Raw genomic sequence first — 19,169 nt, forward strand, 5'->3', positions numbered from 1 at the left:
TGATTTTTATTAAAAGTGCTGTTATAAATACATTCATAGTCTAAAAAAATACTGGAGTATACATCCATGTCAAACATGCAACTCGACACTCTACGGCGCATTGTCCAAGAGGTTAATGCGTCCGTCAGTTTGCATGAATCATTAGACATCATGGTTAATCAGGTTGCTGAGGCCATGAAAGTGGATGTTTGTTCTATTTATTTACTCGATGAACGCAATCAGCGCTATGTCTTAATGGCCTCTAAAGGCTTAAATCCAGAATCTGTAGGCCATGTTTCTTTGCAACTCGGTGAAGGCTTGGTCGGTCTGGTTGGGCAGCGTGAAGAAATTGTTAACCTTGACAATGCGCCAAAACATGAGCGGTTCTTGTATTTACCTGAAACAGGCGAAGAAATTTATAACTCTTTCCTCGGCGTACCAGTCATGTATCGTCGTAAGGTTATGGGTGTTTTGGTTGTCCAAAACAAACTTCCTCAAGATTTTAGTGAAGCTGCCGAGTCCTTTTTAGTTACACTATGTGCTCAGCTTTCTGGCGTTATTGCTCATGCTCATGCAGTAGGTAATATTGATGTATTTCGTAAGCCGAGTAATGGACCTGCCTACAAAACCTTTCAAGGCGCTTCAGGTGCAGGTGGTGTTGCTTTAGGTCGTGCTATTATTTTATATCCGCCTGCCGATTTGGGTTCTGTGCCTGATCGTGAAGCAGAAGATATTAGCGATGAACTTCGAATTTTAGATCAAGCCATTTCATCAGTACGTTCAGAGATTCGCTCTCTGGATGAAAAAATGCATGATTCACTCATGGCCGAAGAGCGCGCTTTATTTAGTGTTTTCTTAAGAATGCTAGATGAAAATGCATTACCAGCAGAAATTAAAGAACTGATCCGTGATGGGCATTGGGCACAAGGTGCGGTGCGTCGTGTAATTGAAAAACATACTGCCCTATTTGCACAGATGGAAGATGATTATCTTCGTGAACGAGTTTCCGACCTTAAAGATTTAGGGCGACGTATTTTAGCCTCTTTGCAAGAAGAAGATTCTAGCCATCGTGAACTGAGTCCAGACAGTATTTTAATTGGTGAAGAGATTAGTACTGCGGCACTTGTAGAGTTACCGGTAGACAATATTGCAGCGATTGTGACATCCGAAGGTGCGGCCAACTCTCATATGGTGATTGTGGCTCGTGCATTAGGTATTCCAACCGTAGTTGGTGTAACTGAATTGCCAGTGAACACACTTGATGATGCAGAAATGATTGTGGACGCCTATCAGGGCCGTGTTTTTGTTAATCCGCCACGTCGTTTACGCCAACGCTATAAAGAAATTCAGAAAGAAGATGAGCAAATCGCAAAAGATCTCAAACAATACGAGACCAAAGAAGCGATTACTCCAGATGGTGTGTCTGTTCAGCTCTATGTGAACACAGGTCTCATGATTGACGTAGTACGCGGAGTACAACGCGGTGCTCAAGGTGTTGGTCTATACCGAAGTGAAATTCCCTTCATGCTACGGGAACGTTTCCCGGGTGAAGAAGAACAACGTGCAATCTACCGTCAACAGTTGAGCCATTTCGCCAACAAACCTGTGGTGATGCGAACTCTGGATATTGGTGCCGATAAAGACTTGCCGTATTTCAGTATTGAAGAAGAAAACTCGGCATTAGGCTGGCGTGGTATTCGTTTCACGCTTGATCATCCCGAGATTTTTTCTTCGCAAATTCGCGCCATGCTCAAAGCCAGTATTGGTTTAAATAATTTGCATATTTTATTGCCAATGGTCACTACAGTCAGTGAAGTAGAAGAAGTACTTTATTTACTTGAGCGTGACTGGATTGCAGTGCAAGAAGAAGAGCAAGTTAAAATTACCAAACCAAAAATTGGAATTATGGTTGAGGTGCCGAGCGTACTGCTACAAATTGATGAGTTTGCTGAACTCGTCGATTTCTTCTCGGTCGGTTCAAATGACTTAACCCAGTATTTACTTGCAGTTGACCGTAATAATCCACATGTAGCAAACGTTTACTCACACTTTCACCCATCCATTCTACGTGCGCTAACCCGCTTAGTTAAAGAATGTCATGAATACAAAAAACCTATCAGTATTTGTGGTGAAATGGCAGGTGATCCATTATCAGCAATCCTGCTCATGGCGATGGGCTTCAACACCCTTTCGATGAGTTCGAGTAACATTTTGCGAGTAAGAAAAGCAATTTGTCATGTACCTATGACAGATGCACAAAAATTGCTGGATGATGTCATGAAAATGAATAATCCACTCATCGTGAAAAGCTGGCTTGAGTACTATTTTAAAACTCACGGTTTAGCTGATATGGTTAAATCGAATCGAATCGTAAATGTTTAATATATAAACAATAAAGGAGAGCAATGCTCTCCTTTATTCATTTGAAATCACGTCTACTACAACTAAATATAAAAAATTTCATCTCACTATTGCCGCCATCTTAATCTTTTAAATAAACATATAATCGGTTTTTTAAATTAATATTGACAGTTTAATCCATTTGAAAAATAAAACTTCTACTTTTACTATGTTTATAGAGCGTTATTAAAAGATCTTACGTTGTTCCAACAATTGAAGAGGTAATTCTATGCATCATTATTTACAACCTTCATCTGATTTTCCCTCTTGTTTTTTAACCTTCATACAGTAAATTGGAGGAATAACAATTAAAGGAATCTGATGGATTATTAAATATAAAAAATCATGAGACAACATCTTAGTGAAAAGAATTTTAAAACGGTTTTTCTCACCATTTGTTCACTCATTTCTTTATTTAATAAACATGAGTTTTCCCCCAAAAGTCCAGGAAAATGAGCCCTACTACTTTATCAAGAGCTCAATAATTATTACCCAGAGAGAATATAACCATGTCAGACGAATCAAAATGCCCTTTTTCAGGCCATAAATCAAAACCAGAGGTAACAATCGGTGGTGGCACGCCTAGCTTACATTGGTGGCCAAAACAACTACGCGTTGACTTACTAAACCAACATTCAGAACGCTCTAACCCACTCGGTAAAGAATTTAATTACCGTCAAGAATTTAAAAAACTCGACTATTACGCACTCAAAGCTGATATCAAAAATGTGTTAACAGATTCCCAAGATTGGTGGCCAGCCGATTGGGGAAATTATACAGGCCTATTTATTCGCTTAGCATGGCATGCTGCCGGTACATATCGTATGGGTGATGGTCGTGGCGGTGCTGGTCGTGGTCAACAACGTTTTGCGCCATTAAATAGTTGGCCTGACAATGCAAGCTTAGATAAAGCGCGTCGCTTACTATGGCCAGTTAAGCAAAAATATGGTCAAAAAATATCGTGGGCAGATTTATTTATTCTTGCTGGAAATATCGCACTTGAGTCTTCGGGTTTCCGCACCTTTGGTTTTGGTGCAGGTCGTGAAGATGTTTGGGAACCAGACAACGATGTAAACTGGGGTGATGAAAAAGAATGGTTAGCTCATCGAAACTCTGAAGCACTGGAAGGTAGCAATTTAGCTGCAACCGAAATGGGTTTAATTTATGTAAACCCTGAAGGTCCACAAGCCAGCGGTGACCCTAAATCAGCTGCACCATTTATCCGTGCCACTTTCGGCAACATGGCAATGGACGACGAAGAAATTGTTGCTTTAATTGCCGGTGGCCATACTTTAGGTAAAACCCATGGTGCTGGCTCTGCCGACCATGTTCAAGCTGATCCAGAGGGAGCACCAATTGAACAGATGGGCTTTGGCTGGTCAAATAGTTTTGGCACTGGTGTCGGTAAAGATGCAATCACTTCAGGTTTAGAAGTGATTTGGTCACAAACGCCAACACAATGGAGCAATTACTTCTTTGAAAACCTGTTCAAATACGAGTGGGTACAAGAGCGTTCACCTGCTGGTGCAATTCAATGGGTAGCGGCAGATGCTGAAGCGATCATTCCAGATCCATTCGACCCATCAGTTAAACGCAAGCCAACAATGCTTACTACAGATTTGACCTTACGTTTTGATCCTGAGTTTGAAAAGATCTCTCGTCGTTTCCTTAACGACCCACAAGCATTTGCCAATGCTTTTGCCCGTGCTTGGTTCAAGTTAACTCACCGTGATATGGGGCCAAAAGCACGTTATTTAGGTCCAGAGGTTCCTGCTGAAGATTTAATTTGGCAAGATCCATTACCAGCTGCGAGCGCTATACCATCTGCTGCAAGCGTTGCTGATGCAAAAGCAAAAATCGTTGCACTAGGGCTATCTGCTGGCGAATTGGTTTCGCTTGGTTGGGCTTCCGCGTCAACATTCCGCGGTGGAGATAAACGCGGTGGTGCAAACGGTGCACGTATTGCTTTATCACCACAACGTGGTTGGGAAGTAAATAAAAAAGCTGTTGAGACTTTAACTAAAATTGAAGAACTCAAAGCATCTACTCAATTGTCACTGGCTGACTTAATTGTACTTGCAGGTAACATTGGTGTAGAGCAAGCCGCTCAAGCGGCGGGCTTTAATATTAGTGTTCCATTTGCTCCTGGTCGCGTTGATGCATTACAAAGTCAAACCGATGTCGAATCTTTCCAATTACTTCTCGGCCTTGCAGATGGTTTTAGGAATTGGAAAAAAGAGGGAGTCAGTGCAGCAACCGAGGCGTTATTAATTGATAAAGCACAACAATTGACTTTGACTGCACCAGAATTAACTGCATTGATTGGTGGTTTACGTGTACTAGGCACCAACTGGGATGGTTCGCAACATGGTGTATTTACCCAACAGGTTGGTGTACTCAGTACAGACTTCTTTACGAACTTACTCGACATGTCTACTGTATGGGCACCTGTTGACTCAACAAGCGAAGTCTTTGAAGGCAAAGACCGTAAAACCGGCGCAGTAAAATTTACCGCAACACGTAATGATTTAGTCTTCGGTTCAAACTCAATCTTACGTGCATTAGCAGAGGTTTATGCTCAGGCAGATGGTAAAGAAAAATTTGTTCAAGACTTTGTTGCTGCATGGACTAAAGTCATGAATCTTGATCGTTTTGACTTAGCTTAATTTAAGTCAAAATAGTAAAAAGCCAGTTCAATTTAAACTGGCTTTTTTAATATAAAGTAACCGAGTTTTAGACAGTCAATTTATGCCCTTCTCGAATGCAATAAAAAGGATTAGCAAGCTTTGATGAAGCTTTAATTGCTTGAGCTAACGCATGTTCCGGATCTTCTCGGTCTTCATCAGTCAACTGGAAAGTCCGATAATGAATCGCAATAGAACGATGAGCCTGTAAATCGAAGTGCGCATGTAGCGCATCTTGTGGGTTCATATGAACATAGCTCATCAATTCACGTGGCTCATACGCACCTATTGGAAGTAAAGCAACTCGCGGTGCGCCATAACGAGCATGTATTTGCTTAAAATGACCCGCATAACCGGTATCACCCGCAAAGAAACAATGACCTGTTTTAGCCACAACCGAAAAGCCGCCCCAAAGTGCCTTATTCTGGTCGCGTAAACCACGGCCTGAACCATGCTGTGCAGGTGTATAGATTATTCTTAATTCGTGATAAGGAATTTCTTGCCACCAATCCATTTCAATCACATGAAAATCTTTGGGTAGATAAAAACCATTCCCGAGTCCAGTGTAAATTGGCATTGCGAATTTTTTATGTAGCCATTCAAGTGTTGCCAAGTCCATATGGTCATAATGATTATGGCTAAGCAAAACTCCATGAATCGCCGGTAATTGTTCTAGTGCAAAACCAGCTGGGCATACACGGCGTGGGCCGCGCCCTTGTGAAGGACTTGCATAATCACACCACACTGGGTCAGTAATAAAGTTGTAAGGACCAATCTGAACCAATACCGTTGCATGCCCAACAAACCAGACTTGCCAATCGTCCAGATCTGCTTTAGGTCGATTTTGTGGCAAAGCTACAGCCGTATTTACGCGGGCTTGATATTCATTTTGAATATCCACTTTCCAAGTAAAAGACTCACGTGTAACTAACCAACGCAATAACTCTTTAGTACCACGAGCAGGTGATCTAGGCTGTTGATTATAAAAACGTGTATCCGTTTCATGCCCAGATTCAGGATGACAAAAAGGAGGTTTTATCCATGTATGCGTCCAACAGGACTGAGTCGGCAATTGATATGTTAATGTCGGCTTGTCTTTCATGGGCTTTTCTATGTTTTAGCAGCAGCAGAATGGATGTGTTCAGGTTTCTATCTTAACGATTAAAACAAATTAAGCTATGGTACTTACACTTATTTATCATATAAATATCCCTTTTATCGTAGTCATAGCGAACATAAGTTGAACTAGAGTGCCATAAAAAACACATAGATGTGTTGGGTTTATGCTTCGACAATTACTATTCTTATTAAGATATCTTGTACAACATAACAATATAAATCACCTAAAGTGATCATAGATTTGCTCTGTTTTACTTTCATAGTCCACAATTTTCCAATTTAAAATATTTTGACAACCTATAGCACAAAATATTTAGTAACACTTACAGCCTGTGAAGTTCCAAAGAAATATATTTCATAATTTTAATTTATTATTCTTTATTTTTGCATAATATGAGAATTAATTGTATGAATATTTAAAACGTTTAATTTTTTCTTTGATTAAGTAAAAAAATTGTATTCATGGTCGAATAATTAATATAATTTATGAATTATTTAAACTTATATTCCTATATTAATTATCTAATGAAAATTAAAATTCCATTTATTTTATAAATACCTAAATCACCTTCACGCTATATCTATTTATGCTTTATACTTCACTTAAATCATAGTAAGACATTTTTTGGATTAGTCTTATGGAACTACGCCATCTCCGATATTTCATTACCGTTGCTGAAGAATTAAATTTTAGTAAAGCCGCTCTTAAACTTTTTACAGCACAACCCTCCCTTAGCCAGCAAATTAAAGACCTAGAAGAAGACGTCGGCGTACGACTTTTAAACCGCACAAAACGTAAAGTTGAGTTAACAGAAGAAGGGGAAGTATTTTTAGAACATGCTCGACTCACCCTTGCTCAAGCTGAAAAAGCGGTTGCCATGGCACGGCAGGTTTCGAAGGCTAAACAGCAACTCTTACGTATCGGATTCGTCCCCATCGCAGAAATGAAGATTTTTCCTTACGTTCTTCCCAATCTGCGAATACAACATCCCGACCTCACCATTGAGTTATCTAATCTGAATAATACCGAACAGCTTAAAGCCTTAAAAAAAGGAGAGCTGGACATTACATTTACCCGTGAAAATACAAATAATGATGAAATTCAAAGTCAATTTGTTTTGACTGAACCCTTGATTTTCCTACTTCCTAAGAACCACCCACTTGCTCAGTATGATCGAATTCCTGTTCATGCCTTACAAGGAATTGATTTCATTATTCCAGCTGCTGAGCAATCACAAATATTACATAATACTATTTTAGACTTCGCTAGAACTCATAATATCGAACTCAATATTGTTCAAAAAGCAGACAGTATACTGTTTAATATTAACTCTCTTGGCTCTGGTTTAGGATGTACAATTTTACCTGCCTACGTGGCTCCATTAGGAATCAAAAATACAATTGTTCGCCCACTTGATGTCGAATTACCAACGATTGATTTATTCGTAAATTACCGTAAAAACTCACAGTCCTTAGGTGTCCAAAAATTCATTGACCAGCTCACCAAAGTATTTCATTTAGACAAAAACTTAAGCCACGCTTAATTATCAAAAATGATTTTATTATTAAACACATGATTAATAAGATTATCTATATAAAAAAGTATAAATAAATATTCTTTATATTTATTTATACTTTTCACAACTAGTTTAATTCACAATATTGTTCTATGTTCCCTAGTAGGCACTTTAAATATCTCATGGATATAAATAAAAAAAACCGCAATAAAATTCATATAAAACCAGATATTATTTTCACCATTTAATAAAAAACAATATATTTACCCCGTAATAAAGGAGACTAGAAAAATGATTGGATTATTTCAACACCTTGGACGTAGTGTACTAAACCGTCCTCATTTCTTTATCGCCTTATTTATAGGAATTATCACCGCTATTATTTTGACATGGTTAACTTCATGGAAATGGTCAACTATATTATTAGTCAGTTGGAATGCTTCGGTTAGCATATATTTACTCCATGTTTGGCAACTCATGAAAAGTGCCGATCATTCACAAATGCACCAGCAAGCTAAAAAACAAGATGAAAGCAAATGGGTCATTATGCTGATTGTTTTACTAGCCTTAACCATGTCTCTGGTTGCTATTCTGATTCAACTTTCACAGCTTCCTTCAGAAAGTTCTGCTAAGTTAGGCCATGTAGCCTTAGCTTTACTGACGATTGTTTCTGCATGGCTTTTTATGCATACCGTTTTTGCTCTACATTATGCCCACGATTTTTATATGGCCTTATCTAGAAATGAGGAAAATGGAGGATTAGATTTCCCAGGGACAAAACAACCAACTTATCCTGACTTTCTATATTTTAGTTATATTATTGGGACTTCTGCGCAAACTGCCGATGTGTCAATTACCACCAAGCATATGCGCCTTTTAAACTTATTTCACGCAGTGTTGTCTTTTGGGTTTAATACCACCATTTTAGCGATCTGTATTAACGTTGCTGCTGGCTTTCTTACCAACTAAAGCGACGTATTTAGAAAATAAAAAAAGCCACCCATTTGGATGACTTTTAAGAATATTCAGTTTACAACAGTTGTCCCATCGTGCTTTGTTTTAAGCCTTCGCGCTGTTTAATCGCATCAACATAACGTTCAATGGCTGGGTGTGATTCAATTGTTTTCATTTTTAATTGCCATAAAAGCATTGCTCCAACACTTACATCAGCTGCAGTAAATTGCTCACCACATACATACGGATTTGCTTCACTCAATCCTTGAACTAAAGCTTGATAAGCATCATCGTAATCGCCATAGCCAACAAACATCTTTTGCTCAGGTGATACTTCTATTCCTAAAGCTTTATCAACACCTGCAGCCTCCCAAGGACCCGCCATCACAAATAACCAACGATAGTACAAACCACGTTTCGGATCATCTAAAGCAGGAGCCAAACCTTTCTCAAAAAACTTATCAGCCAAATAAGCACAGATTGCACCCAACTCATAAATCACGACATCGCCATCTACCAATACCGGCACTTTTCCAAAAGGATTAATTTTTAAATATTCAGGTGATTTCATTTCGGTCTTATATGCGACTTCAATTCGTTCACATTCAACACCTAACTCGACCAAAAGCCAGTCAATAACTACACCACGCGATTCCTTGTTAGTATAAAGTTTAAGGCTCATTCTTATTGCTCCTTGTTTATCGTAGTTCCTAGTGTACAAATAACTTTTGTCAGTTTTTGTCAGTAGCCTTTTGCATTTCCTGTTTCCACCACTTTTGGAACAGAAGCTTTTTAAATTCGGGATATATATCTTGGCTAATATGAAGCTGATGGATACGATCTATTCGAAAGTGGCGAAATGCCTGACGCAATTCACACCAAGCAGCCAGTACTACTTTGTCGTTTAAATATCCTAAAGCAAAAGGCCAAAGTGAACGTTCACTTAACCGTTTTTGTTCATCGCAATAATCTATTTTTATTTTTACTTGATTACGAATGGCTATACGCACCTGCTCCACCAGAGCCGCATCAACTGGATGCCAATAATGTGCGACACCTAAGGTCATATCATCGAGTAGATATTTTCGATGTTTAGGTAAAACCGCATAAAGTTTTGAATAAATTGAAACTGCAGCAGATTTTAATGACTGATCAGGAACATCTTTCAACCATTCTAAAGCTAAAAATAAAGCTTCAGCTTCGTCTTCATTGAATGTCACTGGGGGTAATAAAATATCCTCTTTGAGCTGAAAACCCAAACCTGCTGAGGCATCGATTCTTACACCTTGCTCACGTAAGCTATCAATATCCCGATAGATACTTCGAACACTAATTCCCATGCGTTCAGCTAAGACTTGTGCAGTAACTGGATAACGAGCTTCACGGAGTTGTTGTAAAAGATTTAATAGGCGAATTGAACGGCTCATTTTTCTCTTCTTATTGTTTTGTTATTTAATTTAAAGAAAGAGGGAATAAATCCCTCTTCTTCTATCATTCTAAACTACGCTACATCGACAGTAGGTAATTGAGCGTATCCTCTCAAAAAGCTGTGAAGCTCTTGTACATCTTTAGCAATCGCTAAAGGTTGGAACTTTTGCAGAACTTCAACCGAATGTACGCCATAGCCTACTCCAATACGCGGCATCCCTAAACGCTGTGCCATCTCAAGGTCATAGCTACTATCACCAATCATGACTGCTTGCTCAACATTCACCCCAGTGACTGTTAATATCTCTTGCAACATGAGCGGGTCTGGTTTTGAACGCGTCTCGTTGGCAGCTCGAGTTACATCAAAAAGATGGGTACTCTGTGTTTTTGCGATTACACGGTCTAACCCACGACGGTTTTTACCCGTCGCTACAGCAAGTTTTAAACCTTGGGCTTTTAAATCATGGAGGAGTTCAGAAATACCCTCAAACCATGCATCATTTGTCGAGTTCGCGATATAGTGATCGCCATATGCTTTTAAGATCGAGTCATGCAATTCTGGCGCTTCTGGAAATAAGGTCTGCATAACCTCAGGCAAGCCTAACCCAATAATACTTTTTGCGGCTTCATCGCTTAGAGGCAATTCATGTTGCTCTGCTGCATGTTGTAAGCTCGCAACAATCTGACCAACAGAGTTATATAAAGTTCCATCCCAGTCAAAAATTACTAATTCGGTTTTCAGACTCATTTTGCTACTCTCAAAGCCTTTAATAACTGCGTCATGTCTTCTGGTAACGGCGCTTCAATCGGTGGATAACCCGGAATATCTAAACGCATCGCGTGTAAACATAAACGTCGTGCCTGCGGACCTGCGTACTCAGTAGTGTGTCCATATTTATCATCACCTATCAACGGATGTCCAATACTTAAACCATGGACACGGATCTGATGAGTACGACCTGATAACGGCGATGCATGAACTAAAGTTGCATTTTTAAAACGCTCTGCAACCACCCATTCGGTTTTACTTGGCTTACCTTCTTTAGATACACGTACACGACGCTCGCCATTGGCTAACTCGTAACGAAATAACGGAGCATCAATGAGTTGTTTATCGAGACTCACCTGACCTTTTACAATTGCCGCATAAGTCTTACGAATTTTGTGCTCACGCAACATATCTTGTAGCAGCTTTAAAGTACTACGTTTCTTGCTAATCATGACCAGACCAGAAGTGTCACGGTCAATGCGGTGAATTAGTTCTAAATATTTTTTACCTGTCGCGGCGCGTAAAGCCTCAATCAAACCATAGGCCACACCACTACCACCATGTACAGCAATACCTGATGGTTTATTTATAACTAACAGGCCTTCATCTTCATAGACCACACGGCTGAGTAGGCTTTGTGCTACACTATCACTCACAGGAGCAGCGGTTTCATCCTTTTGTTCATAGCGAATAGGTGCAACACGAATCTGATCTCCAATCTCTAATTTGGTCTCAGCTTTAATACGTTTTTTGTTTACTCGAACCTGACCTTCACGAATCAAACGATAAATACGACTCTTAGGTACACCCTTTAAACGCGAAAACAGGAAATTATCAATTCGCTGTCCTGCTTGATGTTCATCCACCTCAAACCAAGTGACACTTTGCCATTGCTGTGTAGAATTCATACTAATATTTAAACCTGAAATTTTGCTAAATTTGATTAATAAATGACCGATTAGCTTAGTTTTTTCACAAGAAATCTAAGCTTAGCCCATAGGCAGATGCTGCAAGGTTTGATATAGTCAGCGCACGGATACCGCCGTAAGTGAACATCTAATAGGGAATTTCCCTGATTGAAACCTCAATCAAAATGATGCTTTCATCACCAGCTCGGATTGGTCCTAAAGAATTATGCCGACGCCGAAGGCTTATTATATCGGCAAAATGACAAACTGTTGCGTTTAATTCAGTTTGTTCAAAAAAATATGTTACCAACTCTAGTTGGTTATGGAACGTAAACTGATACACATCAGACAAATCGCTCCTTAATGTTGCCTTCAGGCTAAAGCGTTGATGCATTGGAACTGCCGAAAGCACCGATACGATGAGCATTCCGTATCAAACTTCCAAAAAGAAGTCACTTCGCGCCCAATGACAGTGAAAGTCATTAACCAATGCACCGCTCACCCGCCAGTGAAGCACTAAGGAAGTCCGATTTAAAGGTTGAAGCAGTATTGCCTACATCACAGACGAGAATCGAAGCTAAGGCTAAATGTAGCCGGTAACAGATGACTCAGACCACAAATATTTTGAGATCTGGGAAATGATCCGTCATGTTCGATGTTCGTTCAGAACCTTTAAGTTTGTGCGATATGTTTGTGTGGGTCACTATTAGGTGTCACACCCATGAAACGTATGTTGATTAATGCAACTCACGCAGAAGAAGTCCGCGTTGCACTTATCACTGGTAATCGTCTTTACGATTTTGATTTAGAGAATCGTACCCGAGAACAGAAAAAATCCAATATCTATAAAGGCCATGTAACCCGCGTAGAACCTTCTTTAGAAGCTGTGTTTGTTGAATATGGCGCAGGTCGTCAAGGCTTCTTGTCTATGCGTGAAATTGCGAACAGCTATTTCCAAGCAGACCCGCGACAAACTTCAAACATTCGTGAACTTATCACTGAAGGTACTGAATTACTTGTTCAAGTCGAAAAAGAAGAACGTGGCAATAAAGGTGCAGCTCTTTCTACCTTTATTTCACTTGCAGGACGTTATTTGGTTCTTATGCCAAACAACCCGAAAGGTGGCGGTATTAGTCGTCAAATTTCAGGTTCTGTACGTGAAGAATTAAAAGAAATTTTAGCTTCTTTAAATTTACCACGTGGTATGAGCGTTATTGTACGTACCGCTGGTATTGGCCGTACCCAAGAAGAATTACAGTTAGACTTACAGCATTTGCTTGATCTTTGGGCACAAATCCAAGGTACAGCGAGCTCTGGTCCTTCTCCAATGCTAGTTCATCAAGAAGCTGGTGTTGTTACTCGTGCTATCCGCGATTATTTACGTGATGATGTTGCAGAAATTTTAATTGATAGCGAACAGGCTTATAACGAAGCTTATAACTTTGTTAAAGCAGTAATGCCACGTCAATTAGACAAACTCAAAACTTATACTTTAAACGAGCCATTGTTTGCTCATTTTGGTATTGAAAGCCAAATTCAAACTGCTTATGAACGTGAAGTAAAACTTCCTTCTGGCGGTTCAATCGTAATTGACCAGACTGAAGCTTTAGTTTCAATCGATATTAACTCTGCGAAATCGACTCGTGGACATGATGTTGAAGAAACTGCGCTTAATACAAACCTAGAAGCAGCAGAAGAAATTGCTCGCCAACTTCGTCTTCGTGACATTGGCGGTTTAGTTGTGATCGACTTTATTGACATGACTAAAGAACGCAACCAACGCATGGTTGAAGCAAAACTTCGTGAAGCAACACAAAGCGACCGTGCACGTATCCAGTTTGGCCAATTATCTCGTTTTGGCTTAATGGAAATGAGCCGTCAACGTCTACGCCCATCTCTTGAAGAAGCAACTGGATATGTTTGCCCACGCTGTCATGGCACAGGTATGGTCCGTGACCTACGCTCACTTTCGCTTTCAATTATGCGTAAAGTAGAAGAAATTGCACTTCGTGAACGTCACGGTGAAGTACAAGTAGAAGTTCCTGTTGAAATTGCAGCGTTCTTACTCAATGAAAAACGTCATAGTCTTGTTTACTTAGAACAAACTTCTGGTGTTCGTGTGACTGTTTTACCTCACCCACACTTAGAAACACCTCACTACGAAATTCAGTACAATCCAGATGGTTTTGCACCTTCTAGCTATGAACGTACTGAAGCAACTCGTTCAAGTGAAAAAGAGTTAGGTTATGAATCTTCTGAATGGCATTTAGAAGAAGCTGATCATGGCCATACGCATGCTGCCCCTGCTGCCAACAGCGCAGCTAATCAAAAGAAAGCAAATCAAGCAGTTCAACCTGCTGCTCAGGCAAGCGTTCAAAAAGCAGCGAGTCCTTGTGCATGGTTAGAAAACCTGTTTGTTCAAAAACAAGCTCAAACAGTTGATCAATCTCGCTCAGCACAAAATGCTGCTGCCGCAATTGAACAAATGGTGAATACAGGCGCTGTTAGCCGTGGGCAGTTTGGACAAGTTGTAGCACCAGCAGTTGCTGAAGTTACTTCAGCTCCATCTAACAATGCTTATATTTCTCAATCTCCTGTTAAACAGGAAGCACGTGAGAATGTTGAAAAAGACGATAAAGTACAACAGCAACGTCCAAACAACAAAAAACGTAAGCACAAAGAGCAACGTGAACAACATCAACATCACCACAATCAAGAATCACAGCAACAACAGGTTCATGAAGAGGTTGTACAGTTATCACGCCAAGAGCAGCGTGAATTAAAACGTCAACAAAAGCGTCAGCAACAAGATCAGCCGCATGCGCAACATCAAAATGATGGGCAACAAGCTGAACATGCTGTACCACGTCGTGATCGTAATAATCAACAACGTCCAAACCGCCCGAATCGCCACCGCGATCCAAGCGTATTAAATGAAAATCAAAATACGCCGGCACCAGCAGTTGTTGATGAAAAACAAATTAAGGTTGATTTGATTGATGCTCCACAGCATGAAGTCATGAATACAGCCTTAGTCATCAATGTTGATCAAGCACAAAGCGAAATTATTGCTTTAACGCCTGAGCAACCTGTTGAACGTACTGAAAAAGCACCTGTTGTTGAAGCTACTCAAGAACCAGCTCCAGCACCAGTTGTGGCAGTGGAAGAGACAGTAACTGCTGAAGCAGAAGCTCCTCAACCAAAGGCTGAAAAAACTCAACCGCAAATTCAGCGTGCAAGTAATGATCCTCGTATGCGTCGCCGTGAACAACGCAATGCAAAACGTGCTAAAGCTGCTGCACCATCAATTGCCCCATCGCAAATTCCAACGTTGGCGCAATATACAATTGGTAGCTTGATTCGTCATGTTTACGGTGAAGACTGCACAGTATTGATTGAACAGTTTGGTTTAGTTCCAACATTCAATCGTGCATTGCAGAAATTTGCAGAGCAATATGCAAGTACTCTAGTAACTGAAGTTCCAGCGGAAGCTGAAGACAAAAAGCCTGTTACTCGTGATGCTGAGCTTCCAAGCAACAAGCCTTCACAAGAAGCAGAACCTGCACCAGTACTTGCGTTGACGCCACCAAAAGAAGCGACACCACGTGTTGCTAATGATCCACGTGAACGTCGTCGTCTAGCGAAACTTGCTGCTGAACAAGCTTTTGAGCAAGTCAAACAACAACATTCTGCAACAGAAGAAGCTGCACCTGTAGCTGAGTCTGTAGAACAAACTGTTGTTGTTTCTACTGCTGAAGCACAAGTACCTGCTGAATCAAAACAGCAACCGCTTGAGCTTGATCAGGAAACTGAAGTAGCAGCTAGCGTAGAAACACCAACTGAAACTGTAGTTGAAGCTCCAGCTGCAAAACAGCCTAAAGCAGCTGCAAAAACCAAAGCAGCTACAGAACAAGCTGTAGAGCCAACTGAAGCTCCTGCCGAGAGTGAATCAGAAGATTCTAAAGCTGATAAGGACAAACCAAGTCGTCCTCGTCGCCCTCGCGGTCGTCCACCAAAGAAAGCAAATCCTGTAGCTGAGTAAATCATTTGCTCAATTGCAGCTAATTTAAACAAACCTAGTCATTTCGATGACTAGGTTTTTTTTGTTATTTTTAGCCAATTAGGTTGATTGCACTAGAAGAAAAGTTTTAAAAGCATGGTGAACCATGAAAATACTGTACTTTTGCCAACACAACCTTTTTGGATTGATCGAAAAATAAATAGGATTGATATGAGCCAGACAACACAGACCGATATCATTACGCTTGGGGATGTTGCCACCAGACTTCCTAGCTTCATTCCCAAAGTGCCCCATATCCTGAATGGTCTTAAACAGGCTTATTTAAGAACAGCAAATACACCAACTGGATTAGGTGTAGCTTTTGAGAAAGCTGTTAAGCGGAATCCGAAAGGTATTGCTTTATTATTTGAAGATCAAAGTTACTCATACGAAGCTTTAAATGAATGGGCTAACCAGATTTCTCACTATTATTTATCTCTCGGCGCACGTAAAGGTGATGTGATTGCCGTAATGGTTGAGAACCGTTCTGAGCTTATTGCCACTATTGTAGGCTTAGCTAAAATTGGGGTAACTATTGCGCTTGTGAATACATCTCAAGTCGGTAAAGTTCTCGCTCATAGTATCAACCTTGTAAAACCAATTGCAGTCATTGCGGGCGAAGAAGTCCGTGCTGCAATCGATGAAATTCGTCAAGACTTAGATGTTCCTAAAGACCGTTTCCACTGGTTTGCAGATCAGACTACTCGTCAAGATGCCGGAACAGCACCTCAAGGTTATGCCAATCTTGCAATAGAAATTGATCAATTCCCGAAATTCAATCCATCGACCACACACTCTGTTCATGGTAATGATGGTCTGTTTTATATTTATACTTCGGGAACAACAGGATTACCAAAAGCAGTTATTTTTAAACATAGTCGCTGGACACTCGCATATGGCACTTATGGCCACATTTTAAACCTTGGTCCAAATGATGTGATGTATGTAACTTTGCCGCTGTATCATGCAACAGGCGTGGTTGTTTGCTGGTGTGGTGTGATTGCAGGAAGCTCTACCCTTGCCATTCGACGTAAATATTCAACCAGTGCTTTCTGGAAAGATGTACAGAAGTTTAATGCCTCTGCAATCGGTTATGTAGGTGAACTTTGCCGCTACTTGATGGATGCTCCTACTACAGAGCTTGACCGTGCTCACCGTGTAACCAAAATGATTGGTAACGGCATGCGTCCAAACATCTGGGATAAATTCAAACAACGTTTTGGCGTTCAAGAAGTTCTTGAGCTTTATGCCTCAAGTGAAGGTAACGTTGGCTTTAGTAATATTTTCAACTTTGACAATACGGTAGGCTTCTCCCCTATGCCGTATGCAGTCATTCAATTTGATAAAGAAAAGAATGAGCCTGTACGCGATAAAAATGGCTGGTGTAAAAAAGTTAAAGCAGGTGAAGTCGGCTTATTGGTAGGCAAAATTACCAGTCGCTCTCCATTTGATGGCTATACCGACCCAGAAAAGAATAAATCTGTGATTATGCAAGATGTCTTCAAAAAAGGTGACTCATATTTCAACACAGGTGATCTTGTCCGCAATATTGGTTTCCGTCATGCCCAGTTTGTTGACCGCTTAGGCGATACCTTCCGCTGGAAAGGCGAAAATGTATCTACCACCGAAGTTGAAAACATGGTGTGTGAATATGACAAGATCGCTGAAGCTGTGGTTTATGGTGTAGAAATTCCAAATACCAATGGTCGTGCAGGTATGGCAGCAATCACACTTGCTGATGGTGCCGAGTTAAATGACGCTGATTTAACAGAAATGGTGACTGTATTTAAAAAATGCTTACCTGCTTATGCGGTACCAGTGTTTTTACGTATACAAGCTAAAGTTGAAACTACAGGTACTTTTAAGTACCAAAAGAATAAATTGAAGGAAGATGCGTTTAATCCAAGCAAAACTTCTGAACGTTTACTCGCTTTATTGCCTGGTGCAAGCAGTTACTGTGATATCACAACTGAAATTTTTGACAACATTCAGGCCTATAAATACCGTTTTTAGTTCATTTTTTAGCTAAACAAGAGGAAATCGTGCTTTTTATAGGCAATCATGCAAATGTTTTTAAATTTCCTCTTGTGTTAGTTGAATAACTTGCTAAAATACGCGACATCAAAACAAAGGTGGTGTTAGAAAACTTTTAGTTATCTTGCACTTCACATTTAAATGATATTTGAATGTTTGTTCAGGGTCGTTAGCTCAGTTGGTAGAGCAGCGGACTTTTAATCCGTTGGTCCCGCGTTCGAGTCGCGGACGACCCACCACTTATCTGTTTTGAACCTATTTGGGTCGTTAGCTCAGTTGGTAGAGCAGCGGACTTTTAATCCGTTGGTCCCGCGTTCGAGTCGCGGACGACCCACCAAATTCTAAAAAAGCCTCTCAGTTCGAGAGGCTTTTTTTATTGTTAATGTATTTTAGTTTTATGACTAAAAGATGACGATGCACTTCTTATATAGAACATCCCTAGTCCATTCCATAAAGATTTCTAAACGTTTAGGAATATAACTTCTATTCGGATATAAAATATTAAGTGGAAGTGATTGAGCGGTATAGGCACTTAGTACTTCAACTAAAGTTCCCTGCTCAATTTTATCCTGAACATCGTAGTATGGAAGTTGAATAATTCCCAAACCTGCAATAGCCGCTGCAATATAGGCTTCCGTATTATTTACGCTTAAAGCACTATCCATCATCACAGCTCCATCTTGATATAAGAATACGCCCTGTTTTTCTCCTACTGCTCCCGCATAGTTAATGAGTTTGTGTTGAGATAGATCTTCTAATTGTTCAGGAATACCGTACTGTTCTAAATAGTCAGGACTTGCGCAGTTCACCATAATCAAGTTCCCAACGAACTTCGCGATCAAACTACTATTATCTAACTGCCCCACCCGAACAACACAATCGATTCCTTTCTCGATTAAGTCAGTAATGTCATCAGAGCTATGAAGTTGTAAATGGATATCTGGATAACGCCTATAGAAATCGGGAAGTTCAGGAATAATCACTTGATGTACGATTCGGCTGGGCATTGAAATTTTTAGCGTGCCACGATAATGCTGTTTTTGTGCCTGTATAAGCTGTTCGAGCTGTTCATAATCAAATAATAGATTTTGACATTCGGGTAATATTCGTTGTCCATCCTGAGTGAGGCTTACTTTGCGTGTAGTTCGATGCAATAAGCGTACTCCATAGTGAGTTTCCAGCTGTTGAATTGCACTCGTCACTGTAGAGCGAGGTAAATCAAGCTGATTTGCCACTTCACTAAAGCTTTGTCGTTTAGCAACTTCTGTAAAAATAAAAAACTGCTGCAACCGATCCATTTAATTGTTCGTATTTTCT

General features: G+C 40.2%; 12 protein-coding genes and 2 tRNA genes. 8 read left to right on the forward strand and 6 right to left on the reverse strand.

The window, feature by feature from the left end; translation table 11 throughout:
- Positions 1-66 precede the first annotated feature (66 nt).
- Both ptsP and katG read left to right on the forward strand, forming a co-directional pair.
- Positions 67-2,361 carry a phosphoenolpyruvate--protein phosphotransferase gene (gene ptsP, locus RFW85_RS11630; RefSeq protein WP_046811459.1) on the forward strand — a complete coding sequence of 765 codons (2,295 nt, stop codon included), beginning with the start codon at positions 67-69 and terminating at the stop codon, positions 2,359-2,361.
- Between the two features lie 527 nt (positions 2,362-2,888).
- Positions 2,889-5,045 (forward strand): catalase/peroxidase HPI, encoded by a 2,157-nt coding sequence (gene katG, locus RFW85_RS11635; protein WP_170247604.1) that lies wholly within the window; start codon positions 2,889-2,891, stop codon positions 5,043-5,045.
- A 67-nt stretch (positions 5,046-5,112) separates the two neighbouring features.
- Here the strand turns inward: katG and RFW85_RS11640 are convergent, their stop codons facing one another.
- On the reverse strand, positions 5,113-6,165 hold the full coding sequence (locus tag RFW85_RS11640) for an MBL fold metallo-hydrolase (protein WP_170247603.1): 1,053 nt from the start codon (positions 6,163-6,165) through the stop codon (positions 5,113-5,115).
- A 655-nt stretch (positions 6,166-6,820) separates the two neighbouring features.
- Between RFW85_RS11640 and hcaR the strand changes: the two genes are divergently transcribed.
- Entirely contained in the window at positions 6,821-7,726 is a 906-nt protein-coding gene (gene hcaR, locus RFW85_RS11645; protein ID WP_170247602.1) for a DNA-binding transcriptional regulator HcaR, read from the forward strand.
- Positions 7,727-7,990: 264 nt separating this feature from the next.
- Positions 7,991-8,668, forward strand: a complete 678-nt coding sequence (locus RFW85_RS11650; protein ID WP_170247601.1) for a DUF1345 domain-containing protein — start codon at positions 7,991-7,993, stop codon at positions 8,666-8,668.
- A 61-nt stretch (positions 8,669-8,729) separates the two neighbouring features.
- Here RFW85_RS11650 and RFW85_RS11655 read toward each other — a convergent pair whose 3' ends face one another.
- The 4 genes from RFW85_RS11655 to RFW85_RS11670 all read right to left on the reverse strand — a co-directional run bounded on the left by RFW85_RS11655 (position 8,730) and on the right by RFW85_RS11670 (position 11,758).
- Positions 8,730-9,335: a glutathione S-transferase family protein gene (locus RFW85_RS11655; RefSeq protein ID WP_170247600.1), complete on the reverse strand. Its 606-nt coding sequence runs from the start codon at positions 9,333-9,335 to the stop codon at positions 8,730-8,732.
- A gap of 49 nt (positions 9,336-9,384) precedes the next feature.
- Positions 9,385-10,080: a YafY family protein gene (locus tag RFW85_RS11660; protein WP_170247599.1), complete on the reverse strand. Its 696-nt coding sequence runs from the start codon at positions 10,078-10,080 to the stop codon at positions 9,385-9,387.
- A 74-nt stretch (positions 10,081-10,154) separates the two neighbouring features.
- Positions 10,155-10,829 (reverse strand): HAD-IA family hydrolase, encoded by a 675-nt coding sequence (locus RFW85_RS11665; RefSeq protein ID WP_170247598.1) that lies wholly within the window; start codon positions 10,827-10,829, stop codon positions 10,155-10,157.
- Positions 10,826-11,758 (reverse strand): RluA family pseudouridine synthase, encoded by a 933-nt coding sequence (locus RFW85_RS11670; protein WP_170247597.1) that lies wholly within the window; start codon positions 11,756-11,758, stop codon positions 10,826-10,828. The genes RFW85_RS11665 and RFW85_RS11670 overlap by 4 nt, the downstream gene beginning before the upstream one ends.
- Positions 11,759-12,479: 721 nt before the next feature.
- Here RFW85_RS11670 and RFW85_RS11675 point away from each other — a divergent pair.
- The 4 genes from RFW85_RS11675 (at position 12,480) to RFW85_RS11690 (ending at position 18,189) form a co-directional block, all read left to right on the forward strand.
- A complete protein-coding gene (locus tag RFW85_RS11675) occupies positions 12,480-15,800 on the forward strand; it encodes an Rne/Rng family ribonuclease (RefSeq protein ID WP_309171549.1) in 3,321 nt (1,106 codons plus the stop codon).
- A 189-nt stretch (positions 15,801-15,989) separates the two neighbouring features.
- Positions 15,990-17,831 (forward strand): long-chain-acyl-CoA synthetase, encoded by a 1,842-nt coding sequence (locus tag RFW85_RS11680; protein ID WP_170247595.1) that lies wholly within the window; start codon positions 15,990-15,992, stop codon positions 17,829-17,831.
- A gap of 184 nt (positions 17,832-18,015) precedes the next feature.
- Positions 18,016-18,091, forward strand: a tRNA-Lys gene (locus RFW85_RS11685).
- 22 nt (positions 18,092-18,113) lie between these two features.
- Positions 18,114-18,189, forward strand: a tRNA-Lys gene (locus tag RFW85_RS11690).
- Between the two features lie 64 nt (positions 18,190-18,253).
- On the opposite strand, the gene RFW85_RS11695 is transcribed toward RFW85_RS11690, so the two are convergent.
- Entirely contained in the window at positions 18,254-19,150 is an 897-nt protein-coding gene (locus RFW85_RS11695) for a LysR family transcriptional regulator (protein ID WP_170247594.1), read from the reverse strand.
- Positions 19,151-19,169 lie beyond the last annotated feature (19 nt).

The organism is Acinetobacter sp. 12966, from assembly GCF_031196995.1.
Taxonomy (GTDB): Bacteria; Pseudomonadota; Gammaproteobacteria; order Pseudomonadales; family Moraxellaceae; genus Acinetobacter; species Acinetobacter geminorum.

Bases quoted from the DNA above. Each gene is read 5' to 3' on its own strand.
- ptsP (WP_046811459.1), top strand. From the start codon at position 67: ATGTCAAACATGCAACTCGACACTCTACGGCGCATTGTCCAAGAGGTT.
- RFW85_RS11660 (WP_170247599.1), bottom strand. From the start codon at position 10,080: ATGAGCCGTTCAATTCGCCTATTAAATCTTTTACAACAACTCCGTGAA.
- RFW85_RS11650 (WP_170247601.1), top strand. From the start codon at position 7,991: ATGATTGGATTATTTCAACACCTTGGACGTAGTGTACTAAACCGTCCT.
- RFW85_RS11655 (WP_170247600.1), bottom strand. From the start codon at position 9,335: ATGAGCCTTAAACTTTATACTAACAAGGAATCGCGTGGTGTAGTTATT.
- RFW85_RS11640 (WP_170247603.1), bottom strand. From the start codon at position 6,165: ATGAAAGACAAGCCGACATTAACATATCAATTGCCGACTCAGTCCTGT.
- RFW85_RS11670 (WP_170247597.1), bottom strand. From the start codon at position 11,758: ATGAATTCTACACAGCAATGGCAAAGTGTCACTTGGTTTGAGGTGGAT.
- RFW85_RS11680 (WP_170247595.1), top strand. From the start codon at position 15,990: ATGAGCCAGACAACACAGACCGATATCATTACGCTTGGGGATGTTGCC.
- RFW85_RS11675 (WP_309171549.1), top strand. From the start codon at position 12,480: ATGAAACGTATGTTGATTAATGCAACTCACGCAGAAGAAGTCCGCGTT.
- katG (WP_170247604.1), top strand. From the start codon at position 2,889: ATGTCAGACGAATCAAAATGCCCTTTTTCAGGCCATAAATCAAAACCA.
- hcaR (WP_170247602.1), top strand. From the start codon at position 6,821: ATGGAACTACGCCATCTCCGATATTTCATTACCGTTGCTGAAGAATTA.
- RFW85_RS11665 (WP_170247598.1), bottom strand. From the start codon at position 10,829: ATGAGTCTGAAAACCGAATTAGTAATTTTTGACTGGGATGGAACTTTA.
- RFW85_RS11695 (WP_170247594.1), bottom strand. From the start codon at position 19,150: ATGGATCGGTTGCAGCAGTTTTTTATTTTTACAGAAGTTGCTAAACGA.